Source organism: Microbacterium sp. W4I20 (assembly GCF_030816505.1).
In the GTDB taxonomy this organism is placed as follows: Bacteria; Actinomycetota; Actinomycetes; order Actinomycetales; family Microbacteriaceae; genus Microbacterium.
In genome coordinates, this window is sequence record NZ_JAUSYB010000001.1 from 3,528,349 (window position 1) to 3,543,410 (window position 15,062).

General features: G+C 70.8%; 11 protein-coding genes and 3 pseudogenes. 6 read left to right on the forward strand and 8 right to left on the reverse strand.

The genetic code is table 11. The annotated features are described in order from the left end of the window. Positions 1-15: 15 nt before the first annotated feature. The 5 genes and pseudogenes from QFZ21_RS17065 to QFZ21_RS17090 all read left to right on the forward strand — a co-directional run bounded on the left by QFZ21_RS17065 (position 16) and on the right by QFZ21_RS17090 (position 5,917). Complete coding sequence (locus tag QFZ21_RS17065; RefSeq protein WP_307379973.1) at positions 16-1,026, forward strand: glycosyltransferase family 2 protein; 1,011 nt, start codon at positions 16-18, stop codon at positions 1,024-1,026. After that, on the forward strand, positions 1,023-2,399 hold the full coding sequence (locus QFZ21_RS17070) for a polysialyltransferase family glycosyltransferase (RefSeq protein ID WP_307379975.1): 1,377 nt from the start codon (positions 1,023-1,025) through the stop codon (positions 2,397-2,399). Before QFZ21_RS17065 ends, QFZ21_RS17070 begins: the two co-directional genes overlap by 4 nt. After that, positions 2,396-3,563, forward strand: a pseudogene (locus QFZ21_RS17075) (cytidylyltransferase domain-containing protein). Before QFZ21_RS17070 ends, QFZ21_RS17075 begins: the two are co-directional and overlap by 4 nt. A gap of 96 nt (positions 3,564-3,659) precedes the next feature. Then, positions 3,660-4,532 carry an N-acetylneuraminate synthase family protein gene (locus tag QFZ21_RS17085; protein WP_307379983.1) on the forward strand — a complete coding sequence of 291 codons (873 nt, stop codon included), beginning with the start codon at positions 3,660-3,662 and terminating at the stop codon, positions 4,530-4,532. After that, positions 4,529-5,917 carry a DUF6716 putative glycosyltransferase gene (locus tag QFZ21_RS17090; protein ID WP_307379986.1) on the forward strand — a complete coding sequence of 463 codons (1,389 nt, stop codon included), beginning with the start codon at positions 4,529-4,531 and terminating at the stop codon, positions 5,915-5,917. The genes QFZ21_RS17085 and QFZ21_RS17090 overlap by 4 nt, the downstream gene beginning before the upstream one ends. 131 nt (positions 5,918-6,048) lie before the next feature. Here QFZ21_RS17090 and QFZ21_RS17095 read toward each other — a convergent pair whose 3' ends face one another. Together QFZ21_RS17095 and QFZ21_RS17100 are read right to left on the reverse strand one after the other, a co-directional pair. Continuing rightward, positions 6,049-6,828, reverse strand: coding sequence for an ABC transporter permease (locus QFZ21_RS17095; RefSeq protein ID WP_307379989.1), 780 nt, complete (start codon positions 6,826-6,828; stop codon positions 6,049-6,051). Beyond that, positions 6,825-7,880 (reverse strand): ATP-binding cassette domain-containing protein, encoded by a 1,056-nt coding sequence (locus QFZ21_RS17100; RefSeq protein WP_307379992.1) that lies wholly within the window; start codon positions 7,878-7,880, stop codon positions 6,825-6,827. The genes QFZ21_RS17095 and QFZ21_RS17100 overlap by 4 nt, the downstream gene beginning before the upstream one ends. 62 nt (positions 7,881-7,942) lie before the next feature. Between QFZ21_RS17100 and QFZ21_RS17105 the strand changes: the two genes are divergently transcribed. After that, positions 7,943-8,929: a YafY family protein gene (locus QFZ21_RS17105; protein ID WP_307379994.1), complete on the forward strand. Its 987-nt coding sequence runs from the start codon at positions 7,943-7,945 to the stop codon at positions 8,927-8,929. Between the two features lie 118 nt (positions 8,930-9,047). Here QFZ21_RS17105 and QFZ21_RS17110 read toward each other — a convergent pair whose 3' ends face one another. The 6 genes and pseudogenes from QFZ21_RS17110 to QFZ21_RS17135 form a co-directional block, all read right to left on the reverse strand. Then, positions 9,048-9,788, reverse strand: a complete 741-nt coding sequence (locus tag QFZ21_RS17110) for a DUF3800 domain-containing protein (protein WP_307379996.1) — start codon at positions 9,786-9,788, stop codon at positions 9,048-9,050. 301 nt (positions 9,789-10,089) lie between these two features. Next, positions 10,090-10,197: pseudogene (locus QFZ21_RS17115) on the reverse strand (hypothetical protein); the annotation flags it as partial. Between the two features lie 55 nt (positions 10,198-10,252). Beyond that, positions 10,253-10,774: pseudogene (locus QFZ21_RS17120) on the reverse strand (siderophore-interacting protein); the annotation flags it as partial. Next, the gene (locus tag QFZ21_RS17125) at positions 10,771-12,633 is read right to left on the reverse strand and encodes an ABC transporter ATP-binding protein (RefSeq protein WP_307379998.1); all 1,863 of its coding nucleotides are present in this window, start codon (positions 12,631-12,633) and stop codon (positions 10,771-10,773) included. The gene QFZ21_RS17125 and the pseudogene QFZ21_RS17120, both read right to left, overlap by 4 nt. Then, positions 12,617-14,263 (reverse strand): ABC transporter ATP-binding protein, encoded by a 1,647-nt coding sequence (locus QFZ21_RS17130; protein ID WP_307380000.1) that lies wholly within the window; start codon positions 14,261-14,263, stop codon positions 12,617-12,619. Before QFZ21_RS17130 ends, QFZ21_RS17125 begins: the two co-directional genes overlap by 17 nt. Further along, on the reverse strand, positions 14,260-15,051 hold the full coding sequence (locus QFZ21_RS17135) for an ABC transporter ATP-binding protein (protein ID WP_307380002.1): 792 nt from the start codon (positions 15,049-15,051) through the stop codon (positions 14,260-14,262). The genes QFZ21_RS17130 and QFZ21_RS17135 overlap by 4 nt, the downstream gene beginning before the upstream one ends. Positions 15,052-15,062: the final 11 nt, after the last annotated feature.

Consider the following 15,062-nt stretch of genomic DNA (forward strand, 5'->3'; position numbering starts at 1 on the left):
CGAACGCCTGAGACCATGCCTGACACCGCCCACCCCGGGAGATCCGTGCGCACACCCCTCGTCACCGTCATCCTGCCTGCCAAGGACGCCGGCGAGTTCATCGGGACCACGCTCGAGACGCTCACCCGACAGTTCGACGACCCGGCAGCGCTCAAGCTCGTCGCGATCGACGATGGCTCCCGCGACGACACCGGCGCCCTGATGCGGCGCTACGCCGAGCGGTTCCCGCACGCCGAGGTGCTGCGCAATCCGGCGCCCCGGGGGCTGGCGAGCGCCCGCAATCAGGGCCTCGCCCATGTCGAGGGCGACGCCTTCTGCTTCCTCGACGGCGACGACTGGATGCAGCCGCAGCGGCTCGAGGTGCTGACCACGCGGCTTCGACAGCTCGACTGCGACTTCCTCCGCACCGATCACGTCACCGTCACCGGAGGGCGGCGGGCCCTCGTGCGCGCGCCGCACCCGTGGCGTGAGCGGGTGTCGTCCCCGCGGGAGGCGATCCTCCCCGAGAACGAATCCACCATGGTCGACTACCCGTATGCCTGGGCCGGCATCTTCCATCGCCGGATCCTCGACCGGGGACTGGCCGAGTTCCCGTCGGGGCTCTTCACGGCCGAGGACCGGCCATGGATCTGGCGCCTCCATCTGCAGGCGGAGTCGTTCGCCGTCGTGGACGCCCCGGCGCTGCTCTATCGGCGCGGCGTCGCGACCTCGCTCACCCAGGCGCGCGACCGGCGGCAACTCGACTTCGCTCGGGCGATGAACGAGGTCCTCGACATCGTCGAGCGTGACCCGGAGGCCGAGCGGTTCCTCGGCAAGGCGGTCTGGACGGCGCTGGCGCTGAGCTCCCACCACCTCGTGCGGGCGCGGCGTATGGACCCCGCGTTGCGCGGGCAGATGCGTTCCGGCATCCGCGACATGCTCGCCCGGCTCCCCGCGGCCGAGGCCCGGGCCGTGGTCGAACGCTTCGACGGGCCGCGCCGCCGGGTGCTCGCCCGCATCCTCCGCCAGGCGGGGAGCGTCGCATGACCCAGCTCTTCGCGCTGCACAGCGCCTATGGGCTCGCGACGGCCTCCGCGGCGATCGACGCCGGGCTTCTCGGTGACCCGCATCGTTCCGACGGCGGGGGCGAACGCATCCTCGTCCCCTTCACATCGTCCCGGGTTCCCGAGACGACGACCGGCATCGACCGGGACCCTGCCCTCCGCACGCTCCGCGAGCGGTTCGATCGCATCGAGGATCTCGATCAGGTGCTCGGGCCGCTGCATCCGAGTTCGTGGGAGCCGGCCGACGCCGACCTCCCGGTGCTCGAGCGCCTCCTCACCCGCGCCTGGGATCTGGATCCGCGCGACCTGGAGCTCTTCGTGCAGAGTCCGCAGGTGGCGCCCGCGCGCACCCTGATGTCGCTCTTCCCGCACGCCCGCATCACCATCGTCGGCGACGGGCTGATGACGTACTCGCCCATGCGGGTGCGGCTGCCGCACCCGGTCGCCGCCCGCATCGGGCGGGTCGTGCATGCCGACGTCGTTCCCGGTGTGCGGCCCCTCGTCGGATCGCCGCACGCCGAGATCGTCCCGGTGCCGCCGAGGGCTTTCGCCGCTGCGCTGGGGGAGACGGATGCCGGCGAGCAGGCTCCCGAGATCGACGACGGTGTCGGCGGCGACGTGCCCACGGTGCTGGTGCTCGGGCAGTACCTGTCGGCGCTCGGACTCATGCGTCCCGCCGAGGAGATCGCTCTGCAGCAGGACATGATCGACCGCGCCGCCCGGTGGTCTCCGCGGCGCATCGTGTTCAAGCCACACCCGGCGGCGCCACCGCTGCTCACCGACGCGGTACGGGCGCGGGCGACCGCGCAGGGCATCGCCTTCGTCGAGTACCGCGGAGGGCTCGCCGCCGAGCTGCTGGCCGAGCGGCTCGATGCGGTCGCCGTCGTCGCCGGTTTCTCCACCGCCCTCCCGACCGTGCGGACGCTCTTCGGTCGGGAGATCGGCTCCGCCGGCGCCGACACCGTGCTGCGACGGCTCACCCCGTTCGAGAACAGCAACCGCATCCCCGCCACGATCGTCGACGCTCTCACTCGCGAAGACTCGCCCTACGCCGACCCGGATCGTCTGCAGCTGCTGGTCGACGCGGTCGGGTACGCGATGCAGCCCGAGATCGCCGGCCACCTCCGCGCGCGTGCTGAGGTGCTCCTCGCGGGACTCGACGCGGCCGAACGCGAGCGGTACTTCGCGCCGGAACGCCTGGCGGCGCTGCGGCTGCCCGGTGCTCCTGCCGACGGCGCCCTGCGGCGGATGCTGCGGCCGGCCGGAGGAGTGAGCAGGCTCGAGGAGTGGCGGCTCACGGCCATCGGCGCACGCCGCCGGGCTGGACGAGCGTGGCGGGCGATACGAGGGAGATGACGATGGACGAGACGGCGAGCAGGACGGTGGCGATCATCCCGGCGCGCGGCGGATCGAAGCAGGTGCCGCGCAAGAACCTGCAGCGGGTCGGCGGGGTGCCCCTCGTCGAACGCGCCGTGCGCGCGGCGGTGGCGGCGGTGGGGATCGACGAGGTCGTGGTCTCCACCGACGACGACGAGATCGCGGCCGTCAGCATCGCGGCCGGTGCCCGCGTCATCCGTCGCCCGGCGGAGATCTCCGGCGACACTGCGACGTCGGAGAGCGCGATCCTGCATGCCCTGGACGAGCTGGAGGCGCAGGGCGACTGGTTCGACGTGGTGGCGTTCGTGCAGGCGACCTCGCCCTTCCTTCCGAGCGATGCCCTGGCCGCGGCCGTCGACGAGGTGCGCGCCGATCGCGCCGACAGCGTCTTCAGCGCCTATGAGACGTACGGATTCCTCTGGCGCCGAGACGAGGATGCAGCGGCTCTCGCGATCAACCACGACGCCGCGTACCGACCACGACGTCAGGACCGCGAGCCGCATCACCTCGAGACCGGCGCGTTCTACGTGTTCCGCGCCGACGGCTTCCGGGAGAGCAAGCACCGGTTCTTCGGCCGCATCCGCATCGCCGAGGTGCCGGAGTGGACGGCGATCGAGATCGACGACGAGCAGCAGCTGCGGATCGCCCGCGCGCTCGCCGCGCTGCACGAGGCTCCGGAGTCGATCCCGGTGCGGGCCGTCGTCACCGACTTCGACGGCGTGCACACCGACGACACCCGCGATCGTCGATGCCGACGGGGGAGAGCGGGTGCGCGTGAGCCGCGAGGACGGCATGGGCGTCGCCCTGCTGCGCCGAGCCGGTGTGCCGATGCTGATCCTCTCCACCGAGGTCAATCCCGTCGTCCGCGCCCGGGCCGACAAACTCCGCGTGCCGGTGCTGCACGGCATCGACGACAAGGAGTCGGCGCTGCGCGATTGGGCCATCGAGAACGAGGTGCCGCTGGCCGACATCGCCTACCTCGGCAACGACATCAATGATCTCCCGGCGATGCGGATCGTCGGCTGGCCGGTCGCCGTGGCGAACGCGCATCCGCTCGTCCTCGAAGAGGCACGCGTGGTGCTCCGACGTCGGGGCGGCGAGGGGGCCGTGCGGGAGCTCGTCGAGCGGGTGTTGTCGAGCTGACCACCCCCGGTAACCCTCCGGTCGCGTGGTGTTCACCCGCGGCGCGTACCCAGGAGGGAGGGGTCTTCCGAAGGCCCTTCGACGACCGGAGGAACCATGACTGTCAGCATCGGCTCGCGAGTGATCGGCGGCGGCCACCCCGCCTACCTCATCGCGGAGATCGGCCTGAACCACAACGGCGACGTCGACATCGCCAAGCGCCTGATCGACGTCGCGGCGCGAGCAGGGGCCGACGCGGTCAAGTTCCAGAAGCGCACGCCGGAGATCTCCACCCCAGAGCATATGCGCGATGTCCCGCGTGAGACGCCGTGGGGCACCATGACGTACCTCGAGTACCGCCGCCGCGTCGAGTTCGGCCGCGACGAGTACGTCGAGATCGGTGATCACGCCACCCTCCGCGGCCTCGACTGGTTCGCCTCGCCGTGGGATGTGCCCAGTGTCGCCTTCCTCGAAGACCTCCACGTGGTCGCGCACAAGGTCGCCTCGGCCAGCCTCACCGACACCGAGCTGCTCGTCGCCCTGCGCGAGACCGGCAAGCCCGTCATCCTCTCCACCGGCATGTCCACCACCGAGCAGATCGATCGCGCTCTCGACACGCTCGGCACCGATCGCGTCGTGCTGATGCACGCCACCTCGACGTATCCGCTCGAGCCGGAGGAGGCGAACCTGCGGGTGATCGCGTCGCTGCGCGACCGCTACCCCGGGATCCCGGTCGGCTACTCCGGGCACGAGCGCGGTCTGCAGATCTCGCTCGCCGCGGTCGCGATCGGCGCGGTCGCCGTCGAGCGGCACATCACGCTCGACCGCACCATGTGGGGCTCCGACCACGCGGCGTCGCTGGAGCCGACCGGCCTCGAGCACCTCGTGCGCGACATCCGCGTGATCGAGACGGCGCTCGGCGACGGCGTCAAGCGGGTGTTCGACAGCGAGCGGGCACCCATGGCGAAGCTCCGCCGCGTTCCCGCATGACGGATGCCGCGGGCATCCGGGTCGTCGCGATCGCGGATGCCGATTCGTTCGTGAAGTGGTCGGCGGCACTGCTCGGCGCGGTGCCGGGACTCCGGCCGCACCTGCTGCTCGTCCGCACGCCGCTCACCGCCAGCGTCGACCAGCAGCGGAGCGCGCTCGCCGGCACCGGACTGCAGACCGAAGACGTCACACGGGTGGGCTTCGCCGAGGCGGCCGGGTGGCTGGAAGGCCAGCGTCCGGACGTCGTGCTGCTCGCCGGGCGCGGGCCCTTCGTGCGGCTGATGGGACGCGTGATCGACACCCTGACGCACCGGCCGGTCACGGTGTCCGGGCTGCCGGGCATGGCGATCCCGGCGCAGCGCGGGGCGCTGGACTACCGTCGCAACACCGACCTGCTCGTGGTGCACTCTCACCGCGAGGAGCGTGCGTTCGCCGAGCTCGGTCGACGCGTCGGTGTGACACTGCCGACGGCCTTGGCGACGCTGCCGTTCGCTCGGCGGCGACAGCGGATCCTCCGGCCCGAGCGGGTCTCGGTCGAAGCGCTCGCCGCGCGTCCCGGCGGTGTGGCGGTCGCCGAACGCCCTGCGCAGCCGGTCGCGGTGCGGCCTCCCGCGACCGACATCGTCTTCGCCGCGCAGGCGCTGGTACCCGTGGCGCGCGAGGAGCGTGCCGAGATCGCATCGATGCTCGTCCGCGCGGCGGAGGCCGACCCCGCGCGCCGCGTCGTGGTGAAGCTGCGCTCGCGGCCGGGGGAGTCCGAGACGCACCTCGAACGAGACCCGTACACGGAGCTGCTGCCGTCCCGGCGCCCGGACAACCTCGTCTACTCCTACGGGTCGATGGCCTCGGCGCTGGAGAGCGCGGCAGGACTCGTCACCGTGAGCTCCACCGCGGCGATCGAGGCCACAGCGCTCGGCATCCCCGTCATCGCACTCGACTCGTTCGGGGTGAGTAAGAGCCTGCTGAACACGGTCTTCGTGGGCAGCGGCCTGCTGGGCGGACGCAGCGAGGTCGTCGGAGGACGCTTCCGGCACGCCCATCCGGAGTGGCTGCGCGACAACTACTTCCACTCCGAGGCGGAGTCGACCTGGTGGGAGCGGACGCAGGAGCTCGTGGCGATGCGTCGGGCCGGCGCCCTGCCCGCCCGACGGCTGCCGGCCGCGCGGGGCGGATCGATGCACGACGCCTGGCACCGGGCGAGCGTGCTCGGACGTGAGGATCGGACGCTGCAGGGGGCGGCGGCGCTCGCGCTCGGGGTGCCGGCCACTCGTGCACTCGCCGCCTTGCGCCGACGCCGTGAGCCCTCCGAGGGCGGCACCTGGGCCGACGCCTCGACCGACTTCACGCTCGAGCCGAACCCGTTCCACGACTCGATGAGGCGCTGAGCCGCCGCACGGTCTGCACCCCTCGTAAAACCCAGACCACGTCACCCGCTCGCGGCGCGCCGGATGCCGACACACCTCTAGCGGGCCGCGGCGTCTGGGTTTTCCCACGCCACGGCCCGCCCGCCACCCGCTCAGTTGCTGCGCGTGATCGCCCGCACTCCGACCACGAGCCCGACGACCGCCACGGCCAGCGCCGAGACCCAGCCCCAGAGCACGGTCGCATTCCCGAGGTCTCCGGCGAACAGGGCGCGTTCGGCCTGCACGACCCAGTTCACGGGGTTGACCGAGGCCACGACCCGCATCCAGTCGGGGGCGTCGTCCAGCGGCAGCAGCATGCCCGACAGGATCAGCAGCGGGAAGATGAGCGCCTGCTGCACGCCCCAGAACAGCCACTCCCGGTCCTTCGTGGCCAGCGCCAGCGAGTACGACAGCGACCCGAGGCCCACACCGAACACGGCGAGCAGCGCCAGGCCGATCAGTAGTCCGGGGATGTCGGCCGCGAAGCCGAACGGCCAGGCGATCAGGACGATCACGAGCGCCTGCACCACGATCGGTGCGATCTCCTTGAGCGCCCGGCCGACGAGCAGCGACGAGCGCGCGAGGGGCGCGACGAGCGTGCGCTCGTGCGAGCCGGTCATCATCTCGTACTGCAGGTTCGACCCGGTCGCACCGGTGCCGAACAGCACGATCATCACCAGCACCCCGGGCACGAACCAGGCGAGCGTCTCGCCGGCCGGCTGACCGGAGCCGCCGATCAGCAAGGGCGCGAACAGCCCCAGGAAGACCAGCGGTTGCAGCAGGCTGAAGATCAGCGTGAACGGATCGCGGAGCACCGGCTTGAGCTCGCGGGTCAGCACGTTCCGGGTGTCGCGCGCGAGGTTGGGGCGCACGGGGGCGGTGGTCGAGGTCATGAGAGGACTCCTGTCTTGCTGGTCTCGGATGCGGTGGGCGCGTCGGTCGCCTCGGAATCGGATGCTTCGCCTCCGGCATCCGTCCCCTCTCCGGCTTCGCGCAGGGTGCGCCCGGTGAGCGCGAGGAAGACATCGTCGAGAGTCGGAGGCACGCCGGTCGCACGGCGGACGAGGATACCGGCGGCGTCGAGGTCCCGGACGATGACCGGGAGCAGCCGGTCGCCGTCCGGCACCGAGAGTGAGACGGCATCGCCGTCGACGGTGACCTCGGCCGAGCTCAGCCGGGCGACGACGGGACGGGCGGATGCTGCAGCGGCGGCATCCGAGAACCCGAACGTCAGCACGTCGCCCGCGAGAGTGGCCTTGAGGGCGGTGGCGTCGTCGTCGGCGATGATGCGTCCCTTGTCCATGACCATGACGCGCTCGGCGTAGCGGTCGGCCTCCTCCAGGTAGTGCGTCGTGAGGAAGACGGTCGTGCCGTGCTGAACCCGCAGGTCGAGGATGTGCTCCCACAGATTCGCCCTGCTCTGCGGGTCGAGTCCGGTGGAGGGCTCATCGAGGAAGATCAGCGGTGGGGCGTGCATCAGGCCGAGCGCGATGTCGAGCCGGCGCTTCTGCCCGCCACTCAATTGCTGCACGCTCCGCGTCGCGAACGAGGACAGGTCGAGCGATTCGATGAGCTCGTCGGCCCGCCGCACGCTCGCCTTCTTCGACATCCCGTAGAACGCGCCCTGGCTCAGCAGCTCGTCGCGCACGCGCTGCGAGAAGCTGCCGCTGGTGAGCTGGCCGACGTAGCCGATGCGGGAGCGCACGCCCGCGGCATCCGTCCTGATGTCGTGTCCGACGACCCGCGCCGTGCCGGAGGTGGGCGGGATGAGGGTGGTCAGCATCCGGAGGCTGGTCGACTTCCCGGCGCCGTTCGGTCCGAGGAAGGCGACCAGCTCGCCGGCGGTCGCTGCGAAGGAGAGGTCGGTGACAGCGTGCACCGGCTTCTTCTTGACGGTGAAGACCTTGGACAGGCCCTCGGCTTCGATGATGGATTCGTTCGTCATGCCTCGAAGGTAGGAGCCAACCCGGACAGATCCTGTCCGCGATCTCTGGCAATCTGTGAGACATGTCCGACACCACCTCGCGAGCGCTGGCCCTGCTGAACCTCCTGCAGACGCACCGGCATTGGCCGGGCACTGAACTGGCCACCCGCCTCGGGGTGACCGAGCGCACGGTACGCCGCGATGTCGATCGGCTGCGCGACCTCGGTTACCGCGTCGAATCGACCCCCGGCGCTGCCGGCGGTTATCGACTCGAGGCGGGGAGCGCCGTGCCGCCGCTGCTGCTCACCGACGACGAGGCGGTCACGATGGCGATCGGATTGCGGGTCGCGGCCACGCAACAGCTCGTCGGCGGACCCGAGGTCACGCTCACCGCGCTCGCCAAGCTCGAACAGGTGCTGCCGTCGGCGCTGCGTCAGCGGGTCAACGCGCTCGCCGCATCCGTGCAGCCACCGCGCATCGGCGACGCTCCGGTCGTCTCACCCGTCGTGCTCGGCGAGATTGCCATGGCCACCCGCGACACCGAGCGCCTGCGCCTGCGATACGTGGATGCGGCGGGGGAGGAGAGTGTCCGCCGCGTCGAACCTCACGCCCTCGCGCCTTCCGGGCGCAAGTGGTTCCTGCTCTGCTGGGACCTCGATCGCGAGGACTGGCGCACGTTCCGCGTCGACCGGATCGCCTCGGTGGAGCACGCCCGGGTACTGTTCGCGCGGCGGGAGATCACCGAGGCCGAGATCGAGGAGCGGGTGCTCATCGCCTCGTCCTGGTCGCCGCAGAAGGTCGAAGGGGATGCCGTGATGGAGCTGCCGCTCGAGGAGATGCAGGACCGTTTCGGCCCGTGGTCGCAGGGAGCGACCGCCGAGGGCCCGGAACATACGCGCTGGCCGATCGGCGGCTCGGACTGGCGAGAGGCGATGTATGCGTTCCTCTGGATCCCGGCGGGCGTCGAGTACGCGATGACCTTTCCCGAGCCGGATCGCGCCGAGCTGCGCGAGGCGGCGGAGCGGATGCTGCGCGCGATCGACGCGCCGGTTCCGGTGGCGCGGGGGTGAGAAAGCACACCGGACAGCGCTGGTGGAACAGCCGAGAGTCGGGTAGCCTTGTGACAAGTGGATCGGGAATGCTCGATCGGCGTGCGGCCTCCGGGAATCTCGGGGGCCTTTCGCTTTTTCAGGGATAGACCTTGAGACCGTACCCGTTCATGCGCCCGCTTTGAGAGCGGACGAGCTTGGTGCTGATCAGGTCCCACGCACGGTTCTCCTGCTCTGGGCGCATCACGTGAATGCCGATCGGTCGAGCCGTCATGTCCGCGATCTGCAGACCTGAGCTGTTGGCGCTTTTCGGAGCGCAGTGGAATGCAAGTGTCTCTGGCATGCCGCGCATCCGAGTGGTGTCCATGATGCGCCGAAACTCAAGCTCAAGATCCCGATCCTCTCTCGCGCCTCGGCTCTCGAACACGACGCGCGCGGTCCGATGAGCTTGGCCGCGTTGCTGAAGCTGGAGGAAGATTCGTTCGAGACCGAATTCAAGAGCGACGTGATACGGATTCACCTGGCCGCCTCGTCGATCTCGGAAGCGCGTCTTGTCGATCACGCATGCCACGATGCCGAAGCGAGAGGTCTCGATGATGCTGTTCATGCGCTGCATGAAAGCCTCGCGGACACCCTCGTTCAAGAGGATGTCGAAAGGCGGGGCCGACTTCCGGATCTCGCGCTCGTGGAGGATGACCATGTCGTGTCCGAAGAACTCGAACTTCAACGCCTGGACTTTGGGAACAACAGTCGAGATGTAGTCGCTGACCGGGAACATGCAGAACGACAATACGAACATGGGGAACTGCGGATTGATGTTCGTGAGGCTGTGGTCGCCGCTCTCGTCGACGTAGATCACATAGTCGCTGAAGTCTGGCATCGCCCCAGCGTACGGTCGCATCAATGGGGCGAATCGGACACGCCCGCGGACTCCGCGGTATATAGCGTTTCGCCGCCGAGGGTCGGCCGCCTTCTCACAATCCGAGCTGATCGAGCTTCTCCTCGAACCGCACCTGCACGTCTTCCGGCTCCACGTCGTCGAGCTCGGCCCAGATCGCATCCAACTCCTTCTGCACCGAGTCGGGGAGGGCGGCGAACTTCTCATCCCAGGAGTCGATGGGTGTCCAGTAGCCGACGACCTTGAAGCGGGTCGCGGGCAGTCCCAGCTCCCGGCGCAGGTACTTTCGCACGTCGCGCAGGGCGACCGTCTCTCCGGCGACCCAGACGTACCCCTCGTCGAGGGGGAGGGCGGGCGTCGACGATGCCGCGGACGAGCTGGCCGAGGGCACTCGGGCCGTGGCCGTTGCCGCCGACCATCCAGGTGACCTCGACGTCGGGGCCGGCGGTGAACTCGATCCGGTCCGCTTCGCTCGGCACCTCGAGCACGACGCGGGTGCGCACCCCGGCCGGCGCCTCGGCGACGAGGCGTGCGACGGCGGGCAGGCCGGTGAGGTCCGCGGCGAGCACCTGCCAGGTGATCCCCTCCGGCGGCGAGTAAAGACCGGTCGGGGTGTTGAGGCCCAGCACGTGCCCGGGCTCGGCGCGTGCAGCCCAGGGCCCTGCGACTCCGGCCTCGTGCACCACGAAGTCGATGTCGAGCTCACCGGCATCCGGTCGTACGCCGCTGATCGTGTACGTGCGCATCGGCGCCGCGGGCGCGCCCTCCGGCGTCTCCCACCAGTCACCCGCGGGCACGGGGAGCGACACATCGGTCGGATCGTCGCCATGCGGGAAGAACACCCGCACGTACTCGTCGCCGATCCCGGTGCTGAGGAACTCGGCGACTCCCTCACCGCCGAGCGTGACGCGGATCAGGGTCGGCGTGAGGGCGGTGGTGCTGCTGACGATGCCGCGGTGGATGTTCACGGAGTCTCCGTCTCTTCGGTCGGGGGTCGGTGGTCGGACGAGGCGCTGTCTGTCGGGGCGATATCGGGCTGGGCGAGATCGGGCTGGGCGAGCCAGAAACGGCGGTACAACCCGTCGCTGGCGAGGAGTTCGTCGTGCGTGCCGTGCTCGGCCGCCTCTCCGTCGGCGAACACGATGATCTGCTCGGCCGTGGCGGCCTGCTGCAGCCGGTGGGCGATGAGCACGGCTGTGCGATCTCGCCGCAGCACCGTGATGGCCGCTTCCACGGCGTCGCGATGGTGCAGCCCCACGTCAGCCGTCGCCTCGTCGAGGATCACGACCGCCGGATCGGCGAGGAACGCCCGCGCGACCGCGAGCTGTTGGATGCGGCCTTCATCGAGCGGCGCGGAATCGGAGGATGGATGCCGTGCGGCTCCGGCGCCGGCTCCGGCCTCGTCCTCCACCGTCACCGCCTCGACGGCCCAGTCGGCGCCGACGGCACGCAGCGCGGCGACCAACTCGACGTCGCTCGCCTCGGGGGCGACCAGCCGCAGGTTGTCGGCGACGCTCCCGCGGAAGTGGTGCAGCTCCTGCGAGAGGTAGTACGGGGCCGACGCGTCCGGAGGCAGCTGGATCCGACCGGCGGTCGGAGCGTGATGCCCCGCGATCACCCGGGCCAGGGTGCTCTTGCCCGAACCCGACGTGCCCACGAGCGCCGCGGTCGTCCCGGGCTCCACGCGGAGCGTGACGTTGCGGATCCCGCGGCCGGTGGTCGGGTAGTGGAAGTCGACGTCCTGCAGGTCTATTCCGGCGGGTGCCCGGCGTGCGGCATCCGCTCTTCCGGCATCCGCTCTCTCGGCAGCGCCGGTCGCGGTCGGCGCCAGATCGATGACGCCCACGAGCCGGGCGAGTCCGATCGCCGCGCGCTGGATGTCGTCGAGCCCGAAGATGAGCTGGCCGACGGGGTCGAACAGGCGGTGGAAGACCAGCGCTGCCGTGGTCACCATGCCGACCGTGATCGCCCCGTCGGCCTGCAGCAGGAAGCCCGCCGCGAGGATGGCGGCCAGGCCGACCAGCTCGCCGCCGTTGATCCAGCGGAACAGCCGGTTGGTCAGCCGCACTCCCTCGACCTGCATGCGGATCGACGCCTCGGCGCGTTGCTGCACCCGCTCGAGCGCGTGCTCCTGCTCGTTGAACGCGGTCAGCGTCTCGAGACCCTCCACAGCCTCGAGCACGGCCTGGCTGCGGGCGGCTTCACGCACGCGCACCTCGCGGAACACCACCCGGGATCGGCGGAGGAAGGCGCGGGTGCCGAGCAGGTAGAGCGGCGCGGATGCGATGCCGGCGAGTGCGAGCCAGGGATCGAGTGCGGTCAGGGCGATCAGCGAGACTCCGATCGCGAAGCCCGCCGACAGCAGGGTGGGTGCGACGTCGCCGCCGGCCTCGGCCACCGCGTCGACGTCTCCGGTGACGCGGGAGAGCAGGTCGGCGCTCTCGCCGTCGTCGACCGCGCTGACCGGCAGTCGCATCGCGGAGGCGAACACGTCTTCCCGAAGGCTCGCCAACACGTCCTGCACCAGGGAGATGAGCACACGATTCGCCCACAGCATGACCAGTGCGGCGCCGATGGCCCCGGCCCCTGCACCGGTTACCCAGGCGGCGATGGTCGGCCCTCCGGCGTCGGTGGAGACGGCGTCGACGATCCGCCCCAGACAGGTCGGCATCACGATCCCGAGAGCGGATGCCGTGAGGAAGAGCGCCGCGACCGCCGTCATCCGGCCGGGATGCCGGCGCAGCAGCATCCCGACGACCGCGCGCACGCGGGCAGCGGTGGCGATCGGCAGAAGAGTCGTCTGCGCGCCGTCAGTCACGTCGTTCATCCGATCCTCGGGAGGGCAGGTCCACGACCCGATCGCAGGCGTCGAGCAGCAGGGGAGACGTGGTGATCACGATGGTCGTCGTTCCGTGCCGCGCGAGCGCTCCGGCGATGTGCGCCTCGGTGACGGCGTCGACCGCCGAGGTCGGCTCGTCGAGCACGAGCACCTCGGCGTCGGCGTGCAGTGCGCGCGCGAGCCCGATGCGCTGCCGCTGCCCGCCGGAGAGCCGACGACCGGCCTCGCCGACCGGGGCATCCCACCCGCCGACCTGGTCCACCGTGTCGTGTAGGGCCGCCGCATCGATGAGGTCGGCTCGAGGCAGATCGGTCGTGCGGTGGCCGCGCACCGCCTCGCGCAGCGTTCCGTTCACGATCGTCTGGCCGTGCGGCGGGGCGACGACGCGTCGGCGGTAGTCCTCCGGGTCCAGCTCGCCCGCATCGAGGAGCGTGCCGCCGACCGAGATCGCCAGTCCGCCCCGCGGCGGAACGGTGCGCATGCCGAGCAGCCGGGAGAGGGCGCGTGCGGCGTCGCTGTCGGATGGACGGATGCCGACGAGTTCGCCGACGCGCACGTCCACCTTCGGCGCATCGGGGTCAACGCGGAACCGCAGCACCACATCTTCGGGCACGGCCGGACGATCCGGGCGATCCATGGGCGCGGCGGGCGGTTCGAGGAGGTCTTCCGCGTCGATCACCGCGGCCAGCCTCTGGGCGGAGGCGAGCTTGTGGATCCAGTTCGAGGGGAACGTGCCGGCGAAGGCGAGGGAACCGCTGATGAATTGGGCGAGTCCCAGCACCGTCACCAGTTCGCCGATGCTGATCCGCCCCTCGGCGGCGAACCATGCCGACAGGCCGGCCAAGGCGGTCGTCGCCACGGCGGCGAGGGTCGCGCTCACGGCCTCGGAGGCGGCGAGGGATCGTCCGGCGGTGGTCGCGGCCACCCGGGAGACGTCGCTGGCCGCGGCGTAGCGCCGTACCGCCTCTTCGCGTGCGCCGATGCCGACGAGCACCCGGAACCCGGTCATGAAGTCGGCGGCGACGGCCCCGGCCTCGGTCGCTGCGCGCTGCTCGGCGTGTCCTCGACGCTCGAGCGGACGCGAGACGACTCGCATCACGAGCATCATCACGGCGGTCGACGCGAAGACCACGAGGGTCGCGACGGGGGAGATCACGAGCATGGCCAGTGCCGCCCCGATGATCGCCGCGATCGTGGCGCACTGCTGGGCGACCGACCATGCGACGCCGGCCACCCGGTACGTGTCGGAGGTGACGAAGGTCAGCGCCTCGCCGGGACTCAGCGCGCGGCGGGAGAGTCGTGGGCGCAGCATGCGGGAGAGCGCGAGGTGACGCAGCGCCTGCTCGCCGTGGCCGTAGACACCGACCATCAGCCGGGAGGCACCCTGGTAGCTCGAGCTCAGCACCAGGAACGTGGCGACCAGCACTCCGATCCAGAGCGCGAGCGCGAGCGGGTCGGCGGGGAGGACGGCGCGGTCGATCGTGGCGCCGATGATGACCGGGATCGTCGCCTCCGCCAGTGAGTGCAGCACGAGCAGCGCGGTGGCCGCGGTCAGCGAGAGCCCGCGCCCCTGGGCTGTGAGGGCGATCCGGAAGAGCCGGCGCGGAGTGTTCGTCACGGGGTGCGCCGTCGGCCGAGCGGAAGCACGAGCGGGGTGCCGGCGACCGGGTCGACGATCACCCGGCAGGGCAGGTCGTACACGGCCTCGACGAGCTCGGCGGTGATGATCTCGCGCGGGTCGCCCTGCGCGACGATCGCTCCCTCGCGCATCGCCACGAGGTGCGTCGCATAGCGGGCCGCGTGATTCAGGTCGTGCAGCACCGCCACCAGAGTCGTCCCGTTGCGGTGGAGGTCGGCGAACAACTCCATCAGATCGATCTGGTGCGCGATGTCGAGGAACGTCGTCGGCTCGTCGAGCAGCAGGTGCTTCGTCTGCTGGGCGAGGGCCATCGCGACCCAGACGCGTTGGCGCTGCCCACCGGACAGCTCATCCACGAGGCGCCGCGACAGGTCGGTCACCCCGGTGGCGGCCATGGCGTCCGACACGGCACGCTCGTCGGTGCTGCTCCAGGTGCGCAGGGCGCTCTGGTGCGGGAACCGGCCGCGGCCCACGAGGTCGGCGACGGTGATGCCGTCCGGGGCGATCGACGACTGGGGGAGGAGCCCGAGCTTCCTGGCCGCCTCCTTCGGCTTGAGCGCGCGCAGCTCCGCGCCGTCGAGGAGCACGGTGCCGGTGGTCGGACGCAACAGGCGTGCGAACCCGCGCAGCAGCGTCGACTTGCCGCACGCGTTCGGGCCGATGATGATCGTGAACGAGTCATCCGGAACCTCGAGCGAGAGCGCGGAGACGACCGGGGTGTCCCCGTATCCCAGCGTGATGTCGCGGGCCAGCAGTGAAGCGGTCATGGGTGTTCCTT